Genomic DNA, 22,302 nt, shown 5'->3' on the forward strand with positions numbered 1-22,302 from the left:
CCCATACCGGCTGGGCGATACGGCGGGTCGTCTCTAGGCACGAGGATGGATCATGCGAGTCACGCTAACACAGGCGTGCGGGGGTGTCGCCGCGGACGAGAGAGGGGTGCACCGGCGAGGTCGGGTGGGGTCAGGCGAGGGCCTTGCGGAGCCAGGACTCGACGCCCGCCACGTGGACCGTGGCCCAGGAGCGGGCCACGTCGGCCTGGCGGGCGGCGATGGCCTCGTAGATCGCGGTGTGCTGCTCGCGCGTCTTCTCCATCGCGCCCTCCTGGGTCAGGCCGCGCCAGATGCGCGCCCGGGTCGTCGGCCCGGACAGGCTCTCGATGAACGAGCAGAGCACGGCGTTGCCCGACCCCTGGGCGATGCGCTGGTGGAACTGGAGGTCGTTGGCCACCAGCTCCTCGACGGTCGGGTCGGCGGGCAGCGACTCCAGGATCACCCGTAGCTCGCCGATCTCGTCGTCGGTCATGAGCTTGGTGGCCATCGCGGTGGCGGCGGGCTCCAGGATGCGGCGCACCTCGAAGAACTGCAGCACGGTGTCGTCACGGTGCAGGTCCAGCACGAACGACATGGTGTCGAGCAGCAGTCGCGGCTCCAGGCTGGTGACGTACGTGCCGTCGCCCTGCCGTACGTCGAGGACGTTGATCAGGGCGAGGGCGCGGACGGCCTCGCGCAGGGAGTTGCGTGAGAGGCCCAGCCGCTCGGCGAGGTCGGCCTCCTTGGGGAGCCGGTCCCCGGGGGCGAGCTCGCCGGAGAGGATCATCTGCTTGATCTTGTCGATGGCCGCGTCGGTGACCGCCACGCTCTTCTCCCTAGACATCGGATGTCTAGGATTCTATGGCCTGGAAGCGGACCGCATCGCATCCTCGTACGCGGCTCACGGCGCCCCGGACCTCCAGCGTGCGCAGGTGGGCCGCCGCCTCACCGGCGGCCATGCCCCTGAGCATGGGACCCAGGTCGGCCCAGGGACGGTTCCAGGTCATCATCGCGGCGACCTCCCATAGGGTCAGCGGCTCCGCCCGCTCGGCCAGCAGCGCGGCCAGCCGGTCGAGCTTGTCCTCGTGATGGTGACGGATCTCGACGGCTCGCGCCGCCACATCAGGGAACATCCACTCGTGAGCGGGCAAGGCGTCCAGCGGTCCCAGCTCGCCGACCCGGTCCAGCGAGGCGAGGAAGTCGCCCAGCGGGTCCACGTCATCGCGGTCGTAGGGATAGATGCCGATGTGCGGGGTGATGTCGGGCAGGACGTGGTCGCCGGTGAACAGCCGGTCCGCGTCCTCCAGGTGCAGGCAGATGTGGCCAGGGGTGTGCCCGGGCGTGTGGACGGCGCGCAGCTTGCGGCCCGGCAGGTCGACCAGGTCGCCGTCGGCCAGTTCGCGGTCCGGCCGCGCGGGCGGCAGCGGGCGCTCCGCGGCGACCACCCGGACGTCGCCCGGGTCGGCGCCCGCCCGCTTGAGCATGTCCGTCTGGAACGCCTCGTGCTCGCCCTCGTCCAGCCCGTGGATCAGCGTGACCAGCGCCGCGTCGGCCTCGTGCATCGCGATCCAGCCGCCCGACTCCTCACGCACCCGCCCGGCCAGGCCGGCGTGGTCGGGGTGGAAGTGCGTGACCACCACGCCCCGCACCGAGGCCACGTCCATGCCGAGCGTCGCCAGCCCGCCGCTCAGCGCCTCCCACGCGTCGGGATGGTTCCAGCCGGCGTCGATCAGCACGGGGCCCTGGGGCGACTCGATCGCGTAGACGAGGGTGTAGCCGAGCGGGTTGCCGGGGATCGGCACCGGCACGCTCCACACCCCGCCGCCGAGGTCCTGCGGACGCTGCTCGGCGTACGGCCTGCGCCGGGTCTTTCTCATGGTCGGTCCCCCGTGGTGCGTGAGCGTGGAACGAGTGTGGCGGAAGGAAGCGAGCACCGAAAGGGATTTCCGGCACCTAAGGTGACACGTCTTGAGATGACGGGTTGATCATCGTTGGGGAAGATGACCGTGCGTGCCGCTCGCCCCCGCCGCCCCGCACGCCGTCTCGCGAGCCGCGTTCACCGTCGCCCCACCACGCCAGGTGGCGACAACCGGCGCGCGTCGCACCGCCGGCACCTGTGCGCCGACGCCCATCCACATTTGCGCGGTGCGGGGCATGCCTGGCGCTCGCAGGAGCGCGCGGTGCGCGGCGCGTGGAATGGTGCTCGTACCGTCACGTGACGCGTTCGAGGATGGTGGCGGTGGCCAGGGCGCCGCCCGCGCACATCGTCACCAGAGCCGTCGACGAGTCCGAGCGCTCCAGCTCGTGCAGCGCCGTGGTGATCAGCCGGGCGCCCGACGCCCCCACCGGGTGGCCGAGCGCGATGGCGCCGCCGTTGACGTTGACCCGGTCGAAGTCGGGCTCGTGGACGCTCGCCCACGACAGCACGACCGCGGCGAACGCCTCGTTCACCTCGAACCGGTCGATGTCGCCGATCGACATCCCGGCCATGGTCAGCGCCTTGGATGTCGCCTCGACGGGGCCGTCGAGGTGGTAGTACGGCTCGGCGCCCACCAGGGCCTGGGCGAGGATGCGGGCCCTCGGCCGCAGGCCGTGCGCGCGGGCCGCCTCCTCGCTCATCACGAGCACCGCCGCCGCCCCGTCGGAGATCTGCGACGAGTTGCCGGCCGTGTGCAGCGCGCCCTCGCCGAGCACCGGCTTGAGCCGGGCCAGCCCTTCGACGGTGGTCTCGCGCAATCCCTGGTCGCGCCGTACGTCGCCGACGGGCACGATCTCGCGTTCGAACCGCCCGTCGGCCCACGCCTTGGCGGCGAGCTGCTGGGAACGGGCGCCGAGCCAGTCGAGCCGTTCCCTGGTCAGCCCGCGCCGTGCCGCGATGCGCTCGGCGGCGGTGAACTGGTCGGGCAGGTCGATGCTCCAGTCGTCCGGCCGCGGCCTGGCGGGCAGGACGTTGCTGCCGAGCGGCGCACGACTCATGATCTCGACGCCGCACCCGATGCCGGCCTCGATCACGCCGGCGCGGATCATCGCCGCCGCGAGGTGCACGGCCTGCTGGGACGAGCCGCACTGCGCGTCGACCGTGGTGACGCCCGTCTGGTACGGCAGGCCCGCGTACAGCCAGGAGTAGCGCCCCACGTGACCGCCCTGCTCACCCGCCTGCGTCACACAGCCGGCGAAGACCTGGCCCACGACGGCCGGATCGACGCCCGAGCGCTCGACCAGCCCCTTGAGGGCAGCGGCGAGCACCTGCTGCGGCTTGAGCCCGGACAGCCAGCCGTCCCGCTTGCCGATGGGGGTGCGGACGGCTTCGACGATCACCGGTGTGCCCACTGTCGCCTCCAGAACGATGCTCGGGAGCCGACTGTAACTCGTTCTAGTTTGCTGCGGAAGCCCGCTCCTCGACGGGCCGCGTGGGCGGCAGCCCGAACGGTTCGAAGAGCCCCACGTCGAAGAACATGGCCACGTGCCGGATGCCCTCGGCGGCGAGCGTCAGCACCATCAACGAGAACGCGGTATAGGTGTCACCCTGGCGGAAGTAGACCGCGAAGGCCGGCTGACCGTTGGCCGCCACGGGCACCAGGCGCAGATCGCCCGCATGCTCGGCCGGGCAGTTGACGGTGATGAGCCGTCCGATCTCCTCGGCGCCCTGGTACCACCCGGTGAAGGGCGGCATCTCCCAGACCGCGTCCCGGGTGAACAGCTTCACCAGCGCCGCCACGTCGTAGCTCTCGAACGCGGCCACGTAGGCGTCGAGCTGCTCGCGCTGGTCCTGGGGCAACGGCGGCGTGGGATCGTCCAGGCTCGGGGACACCTCGTTGAGCTGGGCCCGCGCCCGCTGGAGCCCGCTGTTGACCGCGGCCGTCGTGGTCTCCAGCGCCTCGGCCACCTCGGCCGCCCGCCACCGCAGCACGTCGCGCAGCACCAGGATGGCCCGCTGCCGGGGCGGCAGGTGCTGCAGGGCCGCGATGAGCGCCAGCCGGATGCTCTCGCGCGAGGTCACGATCGCGGCCGGGTCGTCGGCCCCCGCGCCCACCATGCCGTCGGGCACCGGCTCCAGCCACGGCACCTCCGGCCGCTCCACCAGCGGCGCGCTCGCCTCGGTGCTCGGCGCGCCCAGACCGGTGGGCAGCGGCCGGCGGCCCCTGCTCTCCAGCGCGGTCAGGCACACGGTCGTGGCGATGCGGTAGAGCCACGTACGCAGGGACGAACGCCCCTCGAACCCGTCGTAGGCGCGCCAGGCGCGCAGGTAGGTCTCCTGGACGAGATCCTCGGCGTCGTGCACCGAACCCGTCATGCGGTAGCAGTGCGCGAGCAGCTCGCGCCGCATGGGGTCGGCCAGCCGGAGGAAGTCCTCGGTCGATGGCCTGTCGGTCATCCTCCCTGTATACGCCCTGCCACCGACAGATTCCGTACGCGGAGCACCGGGATGGTGCGTGATCCCAAGAGGGGGAGAGCCCGGCCCCGAGGGCGGGGGTCGGTGCGGGGATGCCGCACGGGGTCGGCGGCGACTCCCGGGCGGGTCCGGTGTGCCGGTGGCGCCAGAGCGGTGCGGGTGCCGGGAGTGCCCCTCATCGACCCCTCATCGGACGCGGGGCGGAGAGGGGCCCTCCTCGGAGCGGTGCCGGCGGGGCGGGATGGCGACCCCGGGTGATGCGTCACGGGGTGAGTCGTCACGGGTGAGGCCTCACAGGGTGAGTCGTCACGGGTGAGGCGTCACGGGGTGACGGTGAGGACGATCTTTCCGGTGGTGCCGCCCGACTCGCCCAGTTCGTGGGCCTTGGCGGCGTCCTCCAGCGGCACGACCGCCGCGATCTCCGGACGCAGCCGCCCCGCCTCGACCAGCGCGGCCAAGGAGCGCATCCCCGCGTGGTCGGCCTCCACCAGCATCGCCTCGGACCGGATGCCCCGCTCGGCCGCCGCCGCGTGCAGGCCCGGGTCCAGCAGCGACAACGTCAGGGAGACGATCACACCGCCCTCGCGGAGGGTGCGCAGGGACCGCCGGCCGTACTCGCCGCCCATGGTCTCGATGACCACGTCCATGTCCCGCGCGACCTCGGCGAAGTCCTCGGTGCGGTAGTCGATCACCTCGTCGGCCCCGAGGCCGCGCAGGAAGTCGTGCTTGGCGGCGCTGGCCGTGCCGACCACGTACGCGCCGCGCGCCTTGGCGATCTGCACGGCGAAGTGCCCGACGCCGCCCGCCGCCGCGTGGACGAGCACCCGGTCGCCGCCGCGGGTCGCGGCGGTGTCGACGAGCGCCTGCCAGGCGGTCAGCGCGGCCAGCGGGATCGCGGCGGCCCGCGTGTGGTCCACGGCCGCGGGCTTGCGGGCGAAGGCCCGCGCGGGCGCGGTCACGTACTCGGCGTACGCCCCGTGGCCGAACGGGAACGGCAGCATCCCGAACACCTCGTCGCCCGGCTTGTGGATCGTGGTCCCGGAGCCGACCTCCTCGACCACGCCCGAGACGTCCCAGCCGAGCACGAACGGCGGCTGCCCGAGGTGGCCGCCGGAGGCCCGGATCTTCCAGTCGGCCGGGTTCACCCCCGCCGCGTGCACCCGTACCAGCACCTGCGCCGGCCCGGGCTCCGGCCGGTCGAGCTCCACCATCGTCAGCACCTCGGGACCGCCCAGGGCGTCCTGGCTCATCGCGCGCATCTTCATGGCTCCAGCGTGCTCGCCGCCGCGGCCACGCCGCGAGTGGCCCGAAGGCCAAGGTGTGCAAACATTGGGCCATGCATCGCGTGGCCGTCCTCGCGCTCGACGGCGTCATCCCGTTCGAGCTGAGCATCCCGTCGAGAATCTTCGCCACGGCCCGGGGGCCGGCCGGTGAGCCGCTCTACGACGTCGTGACCTGCACGCTTGACGGCGGCCCGGTGCGCACGGCGGCCGACTTCACCATCGCCGCCGCGTACGACGCGGGCGTGCTGGCGACGGCCGACACGGTCGTGCTGCCCGCCGCCGACGCGCACGCGGCCATCACCGGCCCCGAGAGCCTGCGGCCCGAACTGCTCGACGCCCTGTCCCGGATGCGGCCGGGCACCCGCGCCGTGTCGATCTGCGTGGCGACGTTCGTGCTGGCCGCCGCCGGGCTGCTGGACGGCCGCCCGGCCACCACCCACTGGAAGCACGCCGAGCGCTTCGCCCGGCTCTTCCCGCGGGTGCGGATGGACGCCGGGGTGCTGTTCGTGGACGACGGCGACGTGCTGACCTCCGCCGGCGCGTCGTCCGGGGTGGACCTCTGCCTCCATCTCGTACGCCGCGACCACGGCAGCGAGGTCGCCAACCAGGTGGCGCGCAGCTGCGTCGTGCCGCCCTGGCGCGACGGCGGCCAGGCCCAGTACATCGAGCACCCGGTGCCGGAGCCGTCCACGGCGGGCACGGCGCCCACCCGGGCATGGGCGCTGAGCCGCCTGGCCGAGCCCCTCCAGCTCGCCGACCTGGCCCGGCATGCGGGGATGAGCCGGCGCACGTTCACCCGGCGCTTCCGCGAGGAGGTGGGGACGAGCCCCGGGCAGTGGCTCACCCGGCAGCGGGTCGAGCTGGCCCGCCGGCTGCTGGAGAGCAGTGACCTGCCGATGGAGGGTGTGGCCGGGCGCGCGGGGTTCGGCACGGCGGCGTCGTTCCGGCGGCACCTGCACGCCGCCCTGGGTGTGTCGCCGCACGCCTACCGCCGGACGTTCCGGGCCATGAGGGAGGAGCCGGCGGAGGCTTGACCGAGGCCTGCCCGGGCGTGCCGGAAAGGACATCGGCGCCTGCGCCAGGGCGAGGCCGGGTGGGCGGGTGTCGCGTCCAGGGACGCGGCGTCGAGAGGTGGGCGCCGCCTGCGGGCGGTCGGCGTCGAGAGGTGGGCGCCGCCTCCGGGCGGTCGGCGTCAAAAGGTGGGCGCCGCCTCCGGCCGGGTCGGCCTCGAAAGGTGGGGGCCTCGCGTCCGGGCGGGGGGTCGGTCAGGCGAGGTCGGTGAGGAGGCGGGCGGCGGCGATCTCGATGCGGCGCTGGATCTGGTCGTAGGTGCGCCGGCCGCGCAGCATCTCCAGCAGTTCCTGCACCCAGATGCTCGACAGCGACCCCGCCAGCGCGACCTGCTCCTCGGTGGCCTGCTCGCGCGAGAGCCCGTCGGCCGAGACCCGCAGCAGCAGGCCGGTCATGCGGTCGCCGAACGGCGTCTCCACCTCGGCCAGGATGAGCGAGCGGATGAGCGCGTCGGCCAGCTCCGGCTCGCGCATGAGGCCTCGCGTGGCGCGCATGAGCACGTCGACGGCCCGTCCGGCGGGGGTGGAGGCGCCCGGCGGACGGCGCTCGATGCTGCTCTCCAGCAGGTCGATCTCCTCGCCGACGACCGCGACGACCAGGTCCATCTTGGACGGGAAGTAGCGGTAGAGGGTGCCGAGCGCGACGCCGGCCCGCTCGGCGACGGTGCGCATCTGCATGGCCTCGACGCCGCCGCGCGAGGCGAGGGCGGCGGCGGCCTGGACGATCCGCTTGCGGCGCTGGTGCTGGCTGCGGGTGCGGACGCTGTGGCCGCCTGACGCGTGCCCGCCGGAACCGGGCGTGGTGTGGCTCTCCATGGTCCCCTCGATGTCGCTGGAGGACGCGGTGCCGGCCGCGTGCGGGGTACGCATGAGAACACGTTATCTGATTTCTCCCGGGCACGGCTTGTTACTGGCGAGTCACAAAGAAGCCTGTATAGGCCCATGTCCACGGCGTTACAGCCATATATCCCGACTTTTCGGTGGGTGGGGCACTGGACAGATACTAGAATCTGTTCTAGTTTGCGGATCGTTTGGCCGAGCGCTTGCTGGAGGCGCGATGACCGCGGACACCCTCGCCGCCCTGCTCCTGGCGCGGGCCGGCGACGACCGTCCCGGCCTGCTCTTCGAGGACCGGGCGTGGTCCTGGCGCGAGCATGTCGCGGCCTGCCGGGCCGCCGCCGCCCGGCTCGGCGCGATCACCGACCCCTCCTGGCGGGCCGCGCGCGCCGCCGGCCGGCCGCACGTCGGCGTGCTCTGCGACAACGTGCCCGGGCTGCCGGTGCTCGTGGGGGCCGCCGCCCTCGGCGGGTATGTGGTCGTCGCGCTCAACCCCACCCGCTCACCGGCCGAGCTGGCCCGGGACGCCGCGGCCACCGACGTCGCCCTGCTCCTGTACGACGGCCCGTACGAGGAGGCGGCGACCGGCCTGGCCCGCGCCCTCCGCATACCGCGAGCCCCGCTGGCCACCCTCACCGACAGCGTCGGCAGCGGCGGAGAGACGCCGCGGCCCGCCGACGCACCCGATCAAGCCGCACCCGAGAGGGCAGCATCCGAGGGGGCCGCGCCGGGACACCCCGCCCCTGGCGACCTGGTGATGCTGATCTTCACCTCGGGCACCTCCGGCCGGCCCCGCGCCGTGCGGATCACCCAGCGCAAGCTCGCCGTCCCCGGACGCAGCCTCGGCGCGCTCCTCACCCCGGACGACGTCGTCTACTGCCCGATGCCGCTGTTCCACTCCGGCGCCCTCATGGCCGCCTACGCCCCGGCCGTCGCGTCCGGGGCCGCGCTGGTGCTGCGGCGCCGCTTCTCGGCGTCCGGCCTGCTGCCCGACGTCCGGCGGTACGGCTGCACGTACCTGCACTACGTCGGCAAGGCCCTGTCGTACGTGCTCGCCACCCCGCCCCGCCCCGACGACGCGGACAACCCCCTGCGCCTGGCCTTCGGCAACGAGGGCAGCGCGACGGCGACCAGGCGCTTCGGCGAGCGGTTCGGCTGCCGGGTGATCGACGCGTTCGGCTCGACGGAGACCGCGATCTCGCTCACGCCCGATCCGGCGGCCCCGCCGGGCGCGCTCGGCCGCCTCCCGGACGGCGTCGAGATCCGCGACCCGCTCACGGGGCGGCGCTGCGCCACCGCCCGCGTCGAGGACGGTCGGCTGCTCAATCCGGACGAGGCGATCGGCGAGCTGGTCAACGTGTCCGGGACGGGCCTGTTCGACGGCTACTACAACGACCCCGAGGCGGACGCGGAGCGACTGCGCGGCGGCGCGTTCTGGTCCGGCGACCTCGCCTACGCCGACGCCCGCGGCCACGTGTTCTTCGCCGGACGCGGCACCGAGCGGCTGCGCGTGGACGGCGAGAACCTCGCGGTTGCCCCGATCGAGGCGGCCCTGCGGGAGTTTCCCGGCGTGGTGGAGGCGGCGGTGTACCCGGTGCCGGACGCGGCGGCCGGTGACCAGGTGATGGCGGCGCTGGTCATGGCGGGGCCGTTCTCCCCGGAGGCGTTCGCCGCCTTCCTCGCCGCCCGCGCCGACCTCGGCCGCAAGGCCGTGCCCCGCTACGTCCGGATCTCGGCCGAGCTGCCGCAGACCCCCTCGCACAAGGTCCTCAAGCGCCTGCTCGCCCGCGAGGCGTGGCGCACCGCCGACCCCGTCTGGTGGCGGCCCTTCGGCCCGTCCGAGGCCCGACGGCTCCCGGGCCCGGCGGAGGACGGCCCGCCCCAGGACAGCCCACCCAAGGACCTGGCTCAGGACGGCTCGTCTCAGGGCGGCTCGTCTCAGGACGGTCCGTCCCGAAGCGGGCGCTGGCGGCGGCTGGAGCAGGACGACGTCAAGGCCGTCGAGGACGACTTCGCCAGGAACGGCCGCGCACACCTACTGGAGGCATGATGGACTTCGGCCTGGACGAGACCCAGCGCGACCTGCGCGAGCTGGCCGCCGACCTGCTCGCCGGGGACGAGCCCGAGCGGCGGTTACGCGAGGCCGGCCTGCTCGACCTGTGCCGCCCCGAGGAGGCGGGCGGGGCGGGGCTCGGCCCCGTCGAGATGGCCGTCGTGCTGCGCGAGGTGGGCGCTCGCGCCGCGTCGGTGCCCGCGTTGCCCGCCCTGGCCGCCGCGCTGTTCCTCGCCCGGCACGGCACCCGCGAGCAGCAGGAGCGCCCCGCGACCCTCGCGCTGCGCGAGCCCGGCCGCGCCCTCGCCGACCCGCCCGCGACCACCGCGGACCGCACCGACGACGGCTGGGTGCTGACCGGCCGCAAGACCGGCGTCCCGTACCTGGAGTCCGACGTCCTGGTCACCGCCGACGCCGGCGTGTTCCTGGTGTCGCGGCCGGAGTCGCGCCCCGAGTTCACCGCGACGGGCGAGCCCGCCGCCACCCTCGTCCTCGACCGGACGCCGGCCGAGCGGGTCGCCGGCCCGGGGTCCGTGGCCGCGCTGCGCCACGTCCTCACCGCCGCCGTGGCCGCCCAGGCGAGCGGCGTCCTCGCCGGGGCGCTGGAGCTGACCACCGGCTACGTCAAGACGCGCCGGCAGTTCGGCCGGGCGCTGGCCGAGTTCCAGGCCGTGACCATGCAGGTCGCGGACGTCTATATCGCCGGACGGGCGCTGGACGTGGCCATGTGGTCGGCCGTCTGGCGGCTCGGCGAGGGCCTGCCGGCCGAGGAGGACCTGGCGCTGGCCGCCTTCCACACCGGCGAGGCGTTCCGGGCCCTCTACACCTGCCAGCACCTGCACGGCGGGCTCGGCCTCGACGTGACCTACCCGCTGCACCGGTACTTCGCCCACGCCAAGCACCTGTCGCACCTGCTCGGCGGCCAGGACGCCCAGCTCGACCTGATCGGAGCGCTCGCCTGATGCTCATCGACCTGACACCGGACCAGCGCGCGCTCCGCGACGAGCTGCGCGCGTACTTCCGGAGCTGCCTGTCCGACGACGAACGCCGCAAGATCGCCGACGACCCGTTCGGCGACACCTACATGGAGCACTGCCGGCGCCTCGGCCGCGACGGCAAGCTCGGCCTCGGCTGGCCCAAGGAGTACGGCGGAGGCGGCTACGGCCCGGTCGAGCAGCAGATCTTCGCCAACGAGATCGCCCGCGCCGGCGTGCCGTACCCGATCATCACGCTGCAGACGGTCGGGCCGACGCTGATGCAGTACGGGACGCCGGAGCAGAAGGAGTTCTTCCTGCCCCGCATCCTGGCCGGCGAGTGCCACTTCGCCATCGGCTACAGCGAGCCCGAGGCGGGCACGGACCTGGCCTCCCTGCGCACCACCGCGGTGCTCGACGGCGACCACTACGTCGTCAACGGCCAGAAGATCTTCACCAGCGGCGCCCACTACGCCCAGTACATCTGGCTGGCCGCCCGCACGAACCCCGAGGCGAAGAAGCACAAGGGCATCACCATGATGATCGCCTCCACGGACGACCCGGGCTTCTCCTGGACGCCGATCGTCACCATGGACGGCCGCCACCACACCAACGCCACGTACTACTCCGACGTGCGCGTACCGGTGAGCATGGTCGTCGGCGAGGTGGACAAGGGCTGGGACCTCATCGTCAACCAGCTCAACCACGAACGCGTCACGCTCGGCCCGGCCGGCAACCTCGGCCAGACCTACGACCGCTTCCTCGCCTGGGCGCGGCGCACGGGGCTGGCCGACGTGCCGGACGTGCGGCGGGCGCTCGGTCGGGTGCGCGCGTACTTCCGTACGAACGAGCTGCTCAACTGGCAGGTGGCCGCCAACATGGACCTCGGCTGGCTGGGCGCGCCCGACGCGTCGGCCACCAAGATCTACGGCTCGGAGCGGATGCAGGAGATCGGCCGGCTGGTCGGCGAGGTGCTCGCCCGTTACGGCGACCCGTCCGACCCGGAGACCGCCGACCTGCTCGAACGCCTCGACCACGGGGTCAAGGGCGCCGTGGTGCTGACCTTCGGCGGCGGCGTGAACGAGGTGCAGCGCGAGCTGATCGCCATGCTCGGCCTGAACCTGCCGAGGCCGCCGCGATGACCGAGACGGGCGCGAGGAAGGAGACGGGCATGGGCTCCGGTGACGAGCTGCTGGAGCTCGCGGAGAAGCAGGTGGCGCTGGGCGAGGTGCGGGGCGGTCCGGCCGCCGACCCGGTCAACATCCCGATGATCAGGCACTGGCTCGACGCGATGGGCGACGCCAACCGGTCGTACCTGGACAAGGGGGTCTCGCCGCCGGCGATGGCCCAGGTGTGGACCATGCCCGGCGTGCGGCGCGGCGCCAAGGACCGCTCGCCGGTGGACGACGTGCTGGCCGCGCTCGACGCCGCGGGCTACACGGGCGTGGTGGCGACCAACTGCGAGCAGACCTACCACCGCCCCGCGCGCGTGGGGGAGCGGCTCACGCCGGCCACCCGCTTCTCGGGCCTGATCGGGCCCAAGCGCACCGCCCTGGGTGAGGGGTACTTCGCCACCTGGAACGTCACCTGGTACGGCGAGGGCGACGCGCCGGTGGCCGAGATGATGTTCCGGGTGCTCAAGTTCCGCCCCCGCCGGCGGCGCGAGACCCCCGTCGCCGACGCGCCCGCCACCGCGCCCGTCACGACCGCGCCCGCCACCGCGCCTGTCACGACCGCGCCCGTCACGGCCGCGCCCGCCGGCAAGGCGCCGTACCCGCTGCGACCCGCCCACAACCGGGACACCGCGTTCTTCTGGGAGGGCGTGCGCCAGGGCGAGCTGCGCATCCAGAGCTGCGCCGACTGCGGACGCCTGCGGCACCCGCCCGGCCCCGTCTGCCCGTCGTGCCGCTCCACCAGCCGCTCCTACGTCGTCGCCCGCGGCGAGGGCACGGTCTTCAGCTACGTGGTGCACCACCACCCGCCCGTTCCGGGGCGGGAGACGCCGTTCGTGGTGGCTGTGGTGGAACTGCCGGAAGGGGTGCGGATTGTGGGCAACGTCGTGGACTGCCCGCCCGACGCGGTGGGTATCGGTATGGAGTTGCGTGCGACCTATCGGGCAATGGACGACGAAGTGATCCTTCCTATGTGGGTGCCACGGGAGTCGTGATGCGGACGCTGACCGAAGACCAGATCGAGATCGGCGCGGTGCTGCCCGAGCTGTCCATCGACCTCACGCCCACGGTGGTCGTCTCCACCGCCCTGGCCACCATGGACTTCACGCCGGTCCACCACGACGTCGAGGGGGCGCGGGCGCAGGGCTCCAGGGACATCTTCCTCAACATCCTGACCACGATGGGCCTGGTCGAGCGGTACGTCACCGACTGGACGGGGCCGGAGGCCATCATCAGGCGCATCAACGTCAAGCTCGGCGTGCCCGCGTACGCGGGGGACCGGCTCGACTTCAACGGCACGGTCGTCACCCAGGACGGGCCGGACTACACGGTCGAGGTGCGCGGCAAGGTCAGCCTCGGCGACCACGCCACCGCGACCGTCACCTTCACCCTTCCCTCCGACGAAACGGCCTGATCACCCTCTCCGTCCCGCCAGGGCGTTCCGGGGATCCGCCGTGCCCGCGCACGCGACGACGTCAAAGGAGCCAGTACGTGTTGGGAACGCGAGCCGCCATCGCGGGCATCGGCGCCACCGAGTTCAGCAAGGAATCCGGCCGGTCGGAGCTGCGGCTGGCCGCCGAGGCCGTGTTCGCGGCGCTGGACGACGCCGGTCTCGACCCGTCCGACGTGGACGGGATGGTGACCTTCACCCAGGACACCAACCAGGAGATCGCCGTCGCCAGGGAGATCGGGGCGGGCGAGCTGACGTTCTTCTCCCGGGTCGAGTACGGCGGCGGCGCCGCCTGCGGGACCGTCGCGCACGCCGCGATGGCCGTCGCCACCGGCATGGCCCGCACGGTCGTGTGCTACCGCGCCTTCAACGAGCGTTCGGGGCGGCGCTTCGGGCAGCCCGACGCCCGGCTGGGCGGCCAGCCCACCTCGCAGGGGCTGGAGATGAGCTGGCACGTCCCGTTCGGGCTGATGACGCCCGCGGCGTGGGTGGCGATGTTCGCCCGGCGCTACATGCACGTCCACGGGGCCACGTCCGAGGACTTCGGCCGGGTCGCCGTGGCCATGCGCCGCCACGCCGCCACCAACCCGGCCGCCTGGTTCTACCAGCGGCCCATCACGCTGGAGGAGCACCAGGCGTCGCGCTGGATCGTGGAGCCGTTGCGGCTGTTCGACTGCTGCCAGGAGAGCGACGGGGCGGTGGCCCTCGTCGTCACCTCCGCCGAGCGGGCGCGGGACCTGCGGCGCTCGCCCGCCGTCGTCACGGCCGCCGCCCAGGGGTCGGCGGAGGGGCAGATGATGATGACCAGCTACTACCGGGACGACATGAGCGGGCTTCCGGAGATGTCCGTCGTCGGCCGCCGGCTGTGGGAGATGTCGGGGCTCAGGCCGCGGGACGTGGGGACCGCCATCCTGTACGACCACTTCACCCCGTTCGTCCTCGCGCAACTGGAGGAGCTGGGGTTCTGCGGCCGGGGCGAGGCCCCGGGGTTCGTCCGCGACGGCGGCATCGAGCTGGGCGGCCGCCTGCCGGTCAACCCGCACGGCGGGCAGCTCGGCGAGGCGTACATCCACGGCATGAACGGCATCGCGGAGGCCGTGCGGCAGATCCGCGGCACGTCGGTCAACCAGGTGCCCGGGGTGGAGCACGTCCTGGTGACGGCCGGGACGGGGGTGCCGACCAGCGGGCTGATCCTGTCCGCCGGCTGACACCCCTCGCCTCGGGGGCCGTTCAGGGGCTCAAAATGGTGGGCACCGAGAAGAACACGATCATCGCGATCGCCACGCACATGAGGAACCCGATCAGCTCCCACGCCCAGTCGTGGTGCCTGCGCCCGCGGCGCGGGCGTGGCCGGGCGCCCTTGCGCGGCGCGCTCTTGCCCGCGCGCGGCGGCTTGGCCGGGGCGCCGGAGCGCAGCCGGTCGGACGGCCCGCCCTTGCCGGAGCGGGGCCCGGCCTTGGCGTCCTTGCCGGGCCGGGACGTGCGCGCGTCCTTCTCGCGGGACTTCGCGAATCCGCCGGCTCGTCCCAGTTCGCCGGCCCGCCCGAGTGCGTCGGCCCGCCCGAGTTCGTCGGCCCGCCCGAGTTCGTCGGCCCGCCCGAGTTCGCCGGTCCATCCGAGCTCGTCGGCCCGTTCGGCTTCTCCTGATTGTCCCGGTTTGGCGCCCAGGTCGCCCATGGCGTCCCGGACGGCCGGTCCGGTGGGGGACGGCGCGGGAGCGGACGGCCCGATGAGGGAGGGCCCGGTGGGGGACGGCGCCGACCCGGCCGCGCCGTCCGCCGGGAGCGGCATCCGGTAGATCGGCTCGGGAGCGCGGTCGCGCCGCGCGAACAGGCTGCCGGGCGCGCCCTCGCCGGCCGTCCGGGCCGGCGGACCGGCCGGCCCGCGGGCGGCCGGGTCGCCGGGGCGGACCCCGTCGCGGATCGCGGGCATCTCCTGCGTGGCCGACTCGTCGTCCAGCACGTCGCCCGGGATCGGCGCCGAGGACGCGCGGCCCCGTGCGGGCCGCGGGCCGCCCGGCGGCGGGAACACGTCGCCGGTGGCGAACGCGTCGCCGCCTCCCGGCAGGAACACGTCACCCGTGGCGAACGCGTCGCCGCCTCCCGGCAGGAAGAACGGCCGCTCCCCAGGCCGCGCCCGCTCCCCGGGCTCTCCAGGTCGTGCCCGATCGCCGGCCTCTCCCGGGCGTGGCCGCTTCGGGACGAGCCCCTGGTCGCGGGCGGAGGTGAACGCCTGCCACGGCCGTACCAGACCCGTGCTCGGCCGGGCCCGGTCGGTCGCGGCCAGCGGGTCGCCCACCTTGGGCATCGGCTCGGTCGTCGCCTCGTGCGGCGGCACGCGGGACGGCGACGGCGGCTTCAGCAGCTCAGCCGGGAACAGCCCCGTGCTCGTCAGCGGGTCGCGCTCGCCGAGCGGCAGCGGCCAGACCGGCGGCACCGGCCAGCGCGGCTTGACGAACATCGGCGCGGCCTCGGGCGACCGGGACCCGGCGAAGTGGACGCGGAGCGTGCCGGGCGGCTCCGGCCACGGCAGGCGGCCGAGCACGTCGCGCAGCGGCGCGACGCCCAGGGCGCCGTACACGTCGGCCACCGGCTTCGGCACGCGGCGGGCGGCGGCGCGGTCGAGCGCGGCGCCGAGCAGCCGGCGATAGCGGTGCGCGGCGGCGTTCACCAGCTCGTCGGCCGTGTCGGGCGCCACGTCGAGCACCCAGGCGAGCTCTGCGCGGTCCAGGCCGCACACCTCGGACAGAAGGAGCACCTCGCGGTGGTGCGGGCGCAGCTCGTGCAGCGTGCGCTCCACCAGGGCGGAGGCGGGATCGATGAGCGGGTCGACGACAGGGGGCGCGTAGACGACGTCACGGCGCTGGATCTCGCGGCGGGCGAGCGCGTACAACGCGGCGCGGGCCGGGGCCGTCGCGGGGACGCTGGTGAGGACGGACACCAGCACGTCGGCGGCGGAGCCGTGGTCGCCGAGCTGGTCGGCGCAGTACGCGAACAGCCCGGCGGCGTGACTGTCGTAGAGCTCGGCGACCAGCTCGGCGCGGGCACGCTGATCGGTGAGCGGCTGTGTCACGGGCCGGTTCCTCTTGCTGAATTGCTGCGGTGGTGGTGGAGAAGGGGCTGGCGGGCTCGGTGTGTTCACCGATGGTGAAGCAATCATGCCAAGTCGCCACCATCGGCGCATCAAGAGATCCGGTTTTGTTGTGAATTCCGGCTGGTGGGGTGAAGCGTTTAACCGCAGGGGTGGCGCGACATGCCCCCGTCGGCCGCCGTAGTGTGGGCCTCCAAGAGATCATGCGGCGGTCGTGGCAGGGGGGCCGCGACCCTGCCCGGGCAAGCGAGAGGTCGCGCGTGATCACATTCGACGCCGTCACGAAACGGTACGCGGACGGCACGGTGGCCGTGGACAACCTGTCACTCGAGGCGCCCACGGGCGAGATCACCGTGTTCGTCGGACCGTCGGGGTGCGGCAAGACGACGTCCCTGCGAATGATCAACCGGATGATCGACGCGACGGAGGGGCGCATCCTCCTCGACGGCGACCCGGTGCGGGACATCGACCCGCCCAAGCTGCGGCGCGGCATCGGCTACGTCATCCAGCAGGCCGGCCTCTTCCCCCACAAGAAGATCGTCGACAACGTCGCCACCGTGCCGCTGCTGCTCGGCTGGGACCGCGGAAAGGCCCGCAGCCGGGCCATGGAGCTGCTCGAACGCGTGGGCCTCGACCCCGCGATGGGCGAGCGCTACCCGTTCCAGCTCTCCGGCGGCCAGCAGCAGCGCGTGGGCGTGGCCAGGGCGCTGGCCGCCGACCCGCCCGTGCTGCTCATGGACGAGCCGTTCAGCGCCGTCGACCCGATCGTGCGCACCAGCCTGCAGGACGAGCTGCTGCGGCTCCAGGCCGAGCTGAACAAGACGATCGTCTTCGTCACCCACGACATCGACGAGGCCATCAAGCTGGGCGACCGCGTGGCCGTGCTGCGCGTCGGCGGGCGGCTGGCGCAGCTCGCCGACCCCAAGACGCTGCTGTCGGAGCCGGCCGACGACTTCGTCCGCGAGTTCCTGGGCCACGACCGGGGCATCCGCCGCCTGCAGTTCGTCGGCACCGACGGGCTGCGGCTGCGCACCGACCTGACCGTGCCCGCCGGCTTCTCCGGCGGCTCGCCCGAGCCCTGGGTGCTCGCCGTCTCCGACGACGGCCGGCCGCTCGGATGGCTGCGCGGCGACGGCGGCGGCGGCGAGCCGGAGCCGTACGGCACGTTCCGGCCCGGCCGCGACTCCATGCGCTCCGCCCTGGACGCGGCGCTGCTGTCGCCGTCCGGATGCGCGGTGGCGGTCGGCGCGGACGGCAAGGTGGTCGGCGTGGCCACCCGTGAGGTCCTCGACGCGGCGCTCGCGGAGGCCGCCGATGGGTGAGCCGCTGCTGGTACGCCTGATCGCGGACGGGCCCCCGTCGCTGTGGGAGTGGATCGCCCGCAACTGGGACACCGGCCGGGTCGGCAGCATCAAGGACCTCCTCGGTGACCACCTCGTCATGTCGCTCGTGCCGATCGTCGCCGGCCTCGTGCTGGCCCTTCCGCTCGGCCTGGCCAGCGCCCGCTGGCGGTGGCTCTACCAGCCGGCGGCCGGCGTGTTCAACGTCGTGTACGCGCTGCCGTCGCTGCCGGTCTTCATGCTGCTCATCTCGGTCACGGGCCTGTCCAAGACCACGGTGATCATCCCGCTGACGTTCTACGCGATCGCCGTCCTGCTGCCCGCCGTGGTGGACGGCCTCGGCTCGGTGCCCGACCACGTGCGCCAGTCGGCCGTGGCGATGGGCTTCACGCCGCTGCGCCGCCTCGTCCAGGTCGAGCTGCCGATCGCCGTGCCGGTCGTGCTCGCCGGGCTGCGGGTCGTCGCGGTCTCCAGCATCAGCCTGGTCAGCGTCGGCGCGCTGATCGGCCAGGGCGGCCTCGGCATGCTGTTCACCCGGGCCTACCAGAACCCGTTCCTGCCGCCGGTCGTCGTCGGCATCGTGCTCATCGTGGCGCTCGCGCTGGTCGCCGACGGACTGCTCGTCCTCGCGCAGCGGCTGCTGACCCCGTGGGTGCGGGCAAGGAGGGCGTCGTGAGCTGGCTCAGCGACTTCTTCGGCGACCCGGCCAACTGGTCCGGCCCCGACGGCATCCCCGCCCGGCTGCTGGAGCACCTGGAGTTCTCGGCGCTGGCGCTGGCCCTGGCCATGCTGGTCGCGATCCCGCTCGGGCTGCTCATCGGGCACACCGGCCGCGGCGGCGTCATCGTGGTCATCTCCGCCAACCTCGCCCGGGCCCTGCCCACGCTGGGCCTACTGGTGCTGTTCGTGCTGCTGCTCGGCACCGCCTCGATCCTGCCGGTCATCATCCCGCTGGTGCTGCTCGCCATCCCCCCGATCCTGGTCAACACGTTCGAGGGGATCCGCTCCGTCGATCCGGAGCTGCGCGACGCCGCGTACGGGATGGGCCTGACCGGCGGGCAGGTGCTCGGCCGGGTGCTGGTGCCGGTGGCGCTGCCGCTCATCCTGCTCGGGCTGCGGCTGTCGGCCATCCAGGTCGTCGCGACCACGACGGTCGCCGCGTACACCGGGCTGGGCGGGCTCGGCCGGTTCGTGATCGACGGTTTCGCGACAAAGGATTACGCGAGCGTCGTCGGGGGTTCTGTACTGATTGTGCTGTTCGCACTGGCGGTGCAGCTCGTCTTCACGCTTCTCCAGCGGACGACGGTCTCGCCCGGCGTGAGCCGGCGGGTCAAGGTCCGTCAGGTGGCCTCAGGAAGGGAAACAACGTGATGAGACGTAGGTTCGGCACCGCGGCGGTGCTGCTGACGGCGGCACTGGCCCTCACCGCGTGCGGCGGTGGTGGTGGCGGCGGCAACCCGCTCGACACCACGAGCGCGGCGCCCAGCGGCTCGGCGACGGGCGGCGGCGGGGGCGGCAAGGCCGTCATCGGCTCGTTCGACTTCGACGAGAGCGTGCTGCTGGGCTCCATCTACGCCCAGGCGCTGGAGTCCAAGGGCGTGCAGGTGGAGGAGAAGCCCCGCATCGGCAGCCGCGAGGTCGTCTACGACCAGGTCAAGAGCGGCGGGCTGACGATCGTGCCCGAGTACAACGGCAACCTGCTCGCGTTCATCGACCTGCAGAACAAGGCGAGCACCACCGACGACGTCAACGCGGCGCTGAAGCAGAAGCTGCCCGCCGAGCTGGAGGTCCTCGCCTCCTCGCCCGCCGAGGACAAGGACACCCTCTCGATCACCAAGGACACGCAGGCCAAGCAGTCCCTCAACAGCATGGAGGACCTGGCCAAGGTGTCGAAGACCATGACCGTCGGCGGGCCGCCCGAGTTCAAGAAGCGCTGGGAGGCGCGCTTCAAGGAGGTGTACGGGCTGGAGTTCAAGGAGTGGAAGCCCACCGGCCCCACCACGGCCGACGCCATCAAGGACGGCTCCATCCAGGTCGGCAACGTCTTCTCCACCGACCCGAAGATGACCGCCAACAACCTCGTGCCGCTGCAGGACCCGAAGAACATCTTCCCCGCGCAGAACGTCACGCCCCTGGTGAACAAGGCCGCGGCGACCGACACGATCAGGACCACCCTGGACGCCGTCTCGGCCAAGCTCACGACGCAGTCGCTGCTGGACATGATGCAGAAGATCAGCGTCAACAAGGACGAGCCGGCCACGGTCGCCAAGGAGTGGCTGACCAGCAACGGGCTGGCCTGACCCCGGTGACGGGCCCCGCCGTCCGCGGGGCCCGTCACCACCCCGTCGCCACTCTTCGTAGTCGGAGGGGACCTTGGAATTCACGGAGGCGATGGCCCAGCTCGCCGCCGGCGTGTCGGTCGTGACCGTACGGGACGGGCGTGACGACCTCGGCACCACGGTGTCGGCGGTCATGTCGGTCTCGCTCGACCCGCCGCTCGTCCTGGTCAGCCTGGCCAGTGGCGGCTACCTCTGCGAGGTGCTGCTGCGCCAGGACCGGTGGGCGGCCTCGCTCCTGTCGTCCGGCCAGGCCGCGGTCGCCAGCCGCTTCGCCACCGCCGGCCGCCCCAGCGCCCGCCACCTCGTGGCGGGCGTCCCGCACCACCGCGGCCCCCACTCGGACGCGATCGTCGTCGAGAACGGGGTCGCCGCCCTGGAGGCGGAGACGACGCAGGTCATACCGGCGGGCGACCACACGCTGTTCCTGGCCCGCGTGCTCGACGTCGCCTACGTCACGCCGGCCCTGGCCCCGCTGATCCGCCTGCGCGGCCGCTACCGCCCCATGGGCGCCTAACCTGACCTCTGGCCGGCCCCAACCGCCCGATGGTCGGCCACCCTTACCGCCCGATGGGCGGCGGACCCGGCCCCGGCTGTTCCCTCAGCGGATGGTGTACCACCCGGGCAGGGCCAGGGGTCCCGCGGCCGGCAGCCCCAGCTCGGCCGACAGCCGGGCCAGCGGCCCCCACGCGTCGATCCGGACCCGGGCCAGCGCCGCCGCCTTGTCCTCGCTCGACTCCGCCCCGCGCAGCCGCTCCAGCGGGTGGATGCGCGGGTAGACCCGCACCGGGGCGTCGTCGGCCAGGCCCGCCCGCTCGCGCGCCACGGCCAGCGCGTCCTCCAGGCCGCCCAGCTCGTCCACCAGCCCGCGCTCCCGGGCGTCGGCGCCGGTCCAGACCCGGCCCCGGGCCAGCTCGTGGGCGCGTTCGCGGGTCAGGTCGCGCGACTGCGCCACCTTGCCCACGAAGTCGTCGTAGATGCGGTCCAGCCAGGCGTTCACCCGCTCCCACTGCTCGGGCGAGAAGCCGCGCGTGGTGGAGAACATCCCGGCGTTCGCGCCGCCGGCCACCAGCTCGGAGTTGACGCCGACCCGCTCCAGCAGCTCGGACAGGACGGGCTTGCCGCCGAAGACGCCGATCGAGCCGGTCAGGGTCCCCGGCTGGGCGACGATCACGTCGGCGGCCATGGAGACGAAGTAGCCGCCCGAGGCGGCCAGGTCGCCCATCGACACGATGACGGGCTTGACCTTGCGGGTCAGCACCACCTCGCGCCACACGGTGTCGGAGGCCACGTACGAGCCGCCGGGGCTGTCCACCCGGAACACGACCGCCTTGACGTGGTCGTCGCGCCGGGCGGCGCGCAGCGCGGCGCTCACCGTGTCGGACCCCATCGCGCCGCCGCCGCCGAGCGGGCTGCGGCCGCTGCGTCCCATCCTGATCTGCCCGTGGCCCTGGACGAGCGCCACCCCGTCGGCCGTGGGGTTGGGCAGCTTCCGCACCGCGCCGGCCCGGGCGTAGCGGGAGACGTACTGCAGGTGCGCCTCGCTGCCGGCGGCCTTCTTGACCTCGTCGTACACCTCGTCCCGGTACGCGAGCCCGTCCACCAGCCCGGCCTCGACCGCCTCGGACCCGATGAACGGGCCCCGGTCGATCAGCTCGCGCACCTTGGCCGGGTCCAGCCGCCGCCCCTCGGCGATGCCCGCCACGACCTGGTCGACGACGGACTCGACGATCCGCTCCATCGACTCGCGGTGCGGCTCGGTCATGTGGTCCTGGGTGAAGGTGTTGGCGGCGGTCTTGTACTCGTGCCGCTGGCCCATCTCGTACCCGACGCCCAGCTTGCCGAGCGCCCCCTTGACGAAGCGCTGCTCCAGCGCCACGCCGGTCAGCCCGACGTCGCCGCTGGGCTGGAGGTAGACGCGCTCGAAGGCGCTGGCCAGGTAGTAGGGGACGGTGCCGTTGCCGAACTCGCCGTAGGTCTCGGAGAAGGCGACGGTGAGCTTGCCGGAGGCGCGGAAGCGGGCCACGGCCTGCCGCAGCTCCTGGGCCACGGCCAGCCCGAGCGGGTTCCCGCCGATCCGCACGACCAGCGCCTTGACCCGGGAGTCGCCGCGCCCGCGCTTGAGCCCGGCGAGCACGTCGGACAGGCGCGGCTTGCGCATGGACAGCACGGCCGACAGCGGATCGGTGGGCGGCCCCTCGGTGAGGCCCTCGGTGAGGTCCAGCTCCAGGACAAGCGGGGCGGTGCGCCGCTGACGAAGCTTGTCCACGGTCTCGAAGATCGCCTTGCCTGCGTCCATGAAGCCACCCTAAGCGACACATCTCG

Annotated in this window: 20 protein-coding genes; 12 read left to right on the forward strand and 8 right to left on the reverse strand. The window is 73.4% G+C overall.

Annotated features, from left to right (window positions below; translation table 11 throughout):
- Positions 1 to 130 precede the first annotated feature (130 nt).
- The 5 genes from HT134_RS34480 to HT134_RS34500 form a co-directional block, all read right to left on the reverse strand.
- Complete coding sequence (locus HT134_RS34480; protein WP_217708721.1) at positions 131 to 823, reverse strand: FadR/GntR family transcriptional regulator; 693 nt, start codon at positions 821 to 823, stop codon at positions 131 to 133.
- A 7-nt stretch (positions 824 to 830) separates the two neighbouring features.
- Positions 831 to 1,856, reverse strand: coding sequence for an MBL fold metallo-hydrolase (locus tag HT134_RS34485; RefSeq protein ID WP_175604673.1), 1,026 nt, complete (start codon positions 1,854 to 1,856; stop codon positions 831 to 833).
- 334 nt (positions 1,857 to 2,190) lie between these two features.
- Positions 2,191 to 3,309: a steroid 3-ketoacyl-CoA thiolase gene (locus tag HT134_RS34490; RefSeq protein ID WP_175604674.1), complete on the reverse strand. Its 1,119-nt coding sequence runs from the start codon at positions 3,307 to 3,309 to the stop codon at positions 2,191 to 2,193.
- Positions 3,310 to 3,352: 43 nt separating this feature from the next.
- Positions 3,353 to 4,354: a sigma-70 family RNA polymerase sigma factor gene (locus HT134_RS34495; protein WP_175604675.1), complete on the reverse strand. Its 1,002-nt coding sequence runs from the start codon at positions 4,352 to 4,354 to the stop codon at positions 3,353 to 3,355.
- Between the two features lie 338 nt (positions 4,355 to 4,692).
- On the reverse strand, positions 4,693 to 5,631 hold the full coding sequence (locus HT134_RS34500) for an NADP-dependent oxidoreductase (protein WP_175604837.1): 939 nt from the start codon (positions 5,629 to 5,631) through the stop codon (positions 4,693 to 4,695).
- Positions 5,632 to 5,708: 77 nt separating this feature from the next.
- Between HT134_RS34500 and HT134_RS34505 the strand changes: the two genes are divergently transcribed.
- A complete protein-coding gene (locus HT134_RS34505) occupies positions 5,709 to 6,689 on the forward strand; it encodes a GlxA family transcriptional regulator (protein WP_175604676.1) in 981 nt (326 codons plus the stop codon).
- Between the two features lie 231 nt (positions 6,690 to 6,920).
- Here the strand turns inward: HT134_RS34505 and HT134_RS34510 are convergent, their stop codons facing one another.
- Positions 6,921 to 7,541 carry a TetR family transcriptional regulator gene (locus HT134_RS34510; RefSeq protein ID WP_175604838.1) on the reverse strand — a complete coding sequence of 207 codons (621 nt, stop codon included), beginning with the start codon at positions 7,539 to 7,541 and terminating at the stop codon, positions 6,921 to 6,923.
- Positions 7,542 to 7,782: 241 nt separating this feature from the next.
- Here HT134_RS34510 and HT134_RS34515 point away from each other — a divergent pair, with 241 nt between their 5' ends.
- From HT134_RS34515 to HT134_RS34540, 6 genes are all read left to right on the forward strand, one after another.
- Positions 7,783 to 9,612: an AMP-binding protein gene (locus HT134_RS34515; RefSeq protein WP_246366116.1), complete on the forward strand. Its 1,830-nt coding sequence runs from the start codon at positions 7,783 to 7,785 to the stop codon at positions 9,610 to 9,612.
- Positions 9,609 to 10,577 carry an acyl-CoA dehydrogenase family protein gene (locus HT134_RS34520; RefSeq protein ID WP_312888664.1) on the forward strand — a complete coding sequence of 323 codons (969 nt, stop codon included), beginning with the start codon at positions 9,609 to 9,611 and terminating at the stop codon, positions 10,575 to 10,577. The genes HT134_RS34515 and HT134_RS34520 overlap by 4 nt, the downstream gene beginning before the upstream one ends.
- Positions 10,577 to 11,731 carry an acyl-CoA dehydrogenase family protein gene (locus tag HT134_RS34525; RefSeq protein ID WP_175604677.1) on the forward strand — a complete coding sequence of 385 codons (1,155 nt, stop codon included), beginning with the start codon at positions 10,577 to 10,579 and terminating at the stop codon, positions 11,729 to 11,731. The genes HT134_RS34520 and HT134_RS34525 overlap by 1 nt, the downstream gene beginning before the upstream one ends.
- Positions 11,732 to 11,760: 29 nt before the next feature.
- A complete protein-coding gene (locus HT134_RS34530) occupies positions 11,761 to 12,756 on the forward strand; it encodes a Zn-ribbon domain-containing OB-fold protein (protein WP_175604678.1) in 996 nt (331 codons plus the stop codon).
- Positions 12,756 to 13,175, forward strand: coding sequence for a MaoC/PaaZ C-terminal domain-containing protein (locus tag HT134_RS34535; RefSeq protein WP_175604679.1), 420 nt, complete (start codon positions 12,756 to 12,758; stop codon positions 13,173 to 13,175). Before HT134_RS34530 ends, HT134_RS34535 begins: the two co-directional genes overlap by 1 nt.
- 80 nt (positions 13,176 to 13,255) lie before the next feature.
- On the forward strand, positions 13,256 to 14,419 hold the full coding sequence (locus HT134_RS34540) for a lipid-transfer protein (RefSeq protein WP_217708751.1): 1,164 nt from the start codon (positions 13,256 to 13,258) through the stop codon (positions 14,417 to 14,419).
- A gap of 22 nt (positions 14,420 to 14,441) precedes the next feature.
- On the opposite strand, the gene HT134_RS34545 is transcribed toward HT134_RS34540, so the two are convergent.
- The gene (locus tag HT134_RS34545; RefSeq protein WP_175604681.1) at positions 14,442 to 16,283 is read right to left on the reverse strand and encodes a hypothetical protein; all 1,842 of its coding nucleotides are present in this window, start codon (positions 16,281 to 16,283) and stop codon (positions 14,442 to 14,444) included.
- Positions 16,284 to 16,561: 278 nt separating this feature from the next.
- Between HT134_RS34545 and HT134_RS34550 the strand changes: the two genes are divergently transcribed.
- The 5 genes from HT134_RS34550 (at position 16,562) to HT134_RS34570 (ending at position 20,494) form a co-directional block, all read left to right on the forward strand.
- On the forward strand, positions 16,562 to 17,623 hold the full coding sequence (locus HT134_RS34550; RefSeq protein ID WP_175604682.1) for an ABC transporter ATP-binding protein: 1,062 nt from the start codon (positions 16,562 to 16,564) through the stop codon (positions 17,621 to 17,623).
- Entirely contained in the window at positions 17,616 to 18,317 is a 702-nt protein-coding gene (locus tag HT134_RS34555) for an ABC transporter permease (protein WP_175604683.1), read from the forward strand. Before HT134_RS34550 ends, HT134_RS34555 begins: the two co-directional genes overlap by 8 nt.
- Positions 18,314 to 19,012 carry an ABC transporter permease gene (locus tag HT134_RS34560; protein ID WP_175604684.1) on the forward strand — a complete coding sequence of 233 codons (699 nt, stop codon included), beginning with the start codon at positions 18,314 to 18,316 and terminating at the stop codon, positions 19,010 to 19,012. Before HT134_RS34555 ends, HT134_RS34560 begins: the two co-directional genes overlap by 4 nt.
- Complete coding sequence (locus HT134_RS34565) at positions 19,012 to 19,941, forward strand: ABC transporter substrate-binding protein (protein WP_175604840.1); 930 nt, start codon at positions 19,012 to 19,014, stop codon at positions 19,939 to 19,941. Before HT134_RS34560 ends, HT134_RS34565 begins: the two co-directional genes overlap by 1 nt.
- Positions 19,942 to 20,032: 91 nt before the next feature.
- Positions 20,033 to 20,494: a flavin reductase family protein gene (locus tag HT134_RS34570; RefSeq protein WP_175604841.1), complete on the forward strand. Its 462-nt coding sequence runs from the start codon at positions 20,033 to 20,035 to the stop codon at positions 20,492 to 20,494.
- A gap of 84 nt (positions 20,495 to 20,578) precedes the next feature.
- On the opposite strand, the gene sppA is transcribed toward HT134_RS34570, so the two are convergent.
- Positions 20,579 to 22,276, reverse strand: a complete 1,698-nt coding sequence (gene sppA, locus HT134_RS34575) for a signal peptide peptidase SppA (RefSeq protein ID WP_175604685.1) — start codon at positions 22,274 to 22,276, stop codon at positions 20,579 to 20,581.
- Positions 22,277 to 22,302 lie beyond the last annotated feature (26 nt).

It is taken from the genome of Nonomuraea rhodomycinica (assembly GCF_013363995.1).
Lineage (GTDB): Bacteria > Actinomycetota > Actinomycetes > Streptosporangiales > Streptosporangiaceae > Nonomuraea > Nonomuraea rhodomycinica.

Bases quoted from the DNA above. Each gene is read 5' to 3' on its own strand.
- HT134_RS34480 (WP_217708721.1), bottom strand. From the start codon at position 823: ATGTCTAGGGAGAAGAGCGTGGCGGTCACCGACGCGGCCATCGACAAG.
- HT134_RS34485 (WP_175604673.1), bottom strand. From the start codon at position 1,856: ATGAGAAAGACCCGGCGCAGGCCGTACGCCGAGCAGCGTCCGCAGGAC.
- HT134_RS34495 (WP_175604675.1), bottom strand. From the start codon at position 4,354: ATGACCGACAGGCCATCGACCGAGGACTTCCTCCGGCTGGCCGACCCC.
- HT134_RS34500 (WP_175604837.1), bottom strand. From the start codon at position 5,631: ATGCGCGCGATGAGCCAGGACGCCCTGGGCGGTCCCGAGGTGCTGACG.
- HT134_RS34505 (WP_175604676.1), top strand. From the start codon at position 5,709: ATGCATCGCGTGGCCGTCCTCGCGCTCGACGGCGTCATCCCGTTCGAG.
- HT134_RS34510 (WP_175604838.1), bottom strand. From the start codon at position 7,541: ATGGAGAGCCACACCACGCCCGGTTCCGGCGGGCACGCGTCAGGCGGC.
- HT134_RS34515 (WP_246366116.1), top strand. From the start codon at position 7,783: ATGACCGCGGACACCCTCGCCGCCCTGCTCCTGGCGCGGGCCGGCGAC.
- HT134_RS34520 (WP_312888664.1), top strand. From the start codon at position 9,609: ATGATGGACTTCGGCCTGGACGAGACCCAGCGCGACCTGCGCGAGCTG.
- HT134_RS34525 (WP_175604677.1), top strand. From the start codon at position 10,577: ATGCTCATCGACCTGACACCGGACCAGCGCGCGCTCCGCGACGAGCTG.
- HT134_RS34530 (WP_175604678.1), top strand. From the start codon at position 11,761: ATGGGCTCCGGTGACGAGCTGCTGGAGCTCGCGGAGAAGCAGGTGGCG.
- HT134_RS34535 (WP_175604679.1), top strand. From the start codon at position 12,756: ATGCGGACGCTGACCGAAGACCAGATCGAGATCGGCGCGGTGCTGCCC.
- HT134_RS34555 (WP_175604683.1), top strand. From the start codon at position 17,616: ATGGGTGAGCCGCTGCTGGTACGCCTGATCGCGGACGGGCCCCCGTCG.
- HT134_RS34565 (WP_175604840.1), top strand. From the start codon at position 19,012: ATGAGACGTAGGTTCGGCACCGCGGCGGTGCTGCTGACGGCGGCACTG.
- HT134_RS34570 (WP_175604841.1), top strand. From the start codon at position 20,033: ATGGCCCAGCTCGCCGCCGGCGTGTCGGTCGTGACCGTACGGGACGGG.
- sppA (WP_175604685.1), bottom strand. From the start codon at position 22,276: ATGGACGCAGGCAAGGCGATCTTCGAGACCGTGGACAAGCTTCGTCAG.